Origin of the sequence: Leptospira noumeaensis (genome assembly GCF_004770765.1) — a bacterium.
Taxonomy (GTDB): domain Bacteria; phylum Spirochaetota; class Leptospiria; order Leptospirales; family Leptospiraceae; genus Leptospira_A; species Leptospira_A noumeaensis.
Genome location: NZ_RQFK01000037.1, coordinates 1 through 1,020 on the forward strand (window position 1 = coordinate 1; position 1,020 = coordinate 1,020).

Annotated in this window: 1 protein-coding gene; it reads right to left on the reverse strand. The window is 33.0% G+C overall.

Going from position 1 to position 1,020, the window contains the following annotated elements:
- Positions 1 to 181 precede the first annotated feature (181 nt).
- Positions 182 to 1,020: SH3 domain-containing protein (locus EHQ24_RS18860; RefSeq protein ID WP_208725867.1), on the reverse strand; the 839-nt coding region annotated here is incomplete at its 5' end.

Genomic DNA, 1,020 nt, shown 5'->3' on the forward strand with positions numbered 1-1,020 from the left:
TAACGAACTAGGGGAGACGACGTTCCCTGACCCTGAGTCCCAACGGGACGTTAGGGACTGGCACGGAGTTTGCGGATGCAAACGAGTGACAGAAAGGGAATGTGGCGTAGCCCGAACGAGGCCGGCAGTGCCGAAGTGAAGCGTTTCCCCGCTGTTATATGCAGTTCGTAGGTATCAGCTTTTATTTTTGATTAATGTGCATTTGGCACAATCCGCCAATTAGAAATTTTTCATTAGTCTTTGAAATGTGAAAACAATATTTTTTATTATCAATTGTCTGATAACAATTTTCTTTATCACCCGATTCGATGTTAAGACTGGAAATAATTTGTTTAATTGAATTTTTGTTAGAATATGAAAAGTATGGGTAAGGGAGAATATCTGTGCCGCCACAGTAATTAGCCCAAAGAAATTCGCAAGTAGTCATTTTTTCAAATTCTGCTTCACTAAAGTTTGATTGTAAGTTTTGGAATTCTCTAATAAGTTCCTCTTTTTGTTCGAATCCGACTGAGGTGTCGATTCTTTTAACTTTACAGTCATTAACAAAAATTTCAAAATTTATTAATTCATCAAAAGAATATAATCCGATTTCATCATATTCTGGAAAATCTAATTTTAATTTCTCTAGAAATTTATTCCTTTTTGTAATTTCAGTCTCTTTGTAAATTAGATCGATAGGACTAATGTTTTTTTCTAGAGTAAATTGACTAAAAACAAAACCTTGGTTATCCTTCAATTTGCCAGATAGAACTTTAACTTTAATCCATTTGCCTATAAACTCATCTATTTTTGTTTTATCATTAGATTCGGAGACAATTTCAAGTTTGTTCCCTCCTTGCAAAAAGCCTAATGATTTTGATTTTTGATCGGGTTGAACCCTTAGATGAATATTTTTTCCTTTAACAAAGATGAAGTTATTTTGCTCTGAATTTTCTGTCTGATCTTTACAAAAATGCAGAAGTAAAATTAAGATTAATCCAAAGTATTTTGTTTTTTTCATATTATTTCCTACGAATTGCA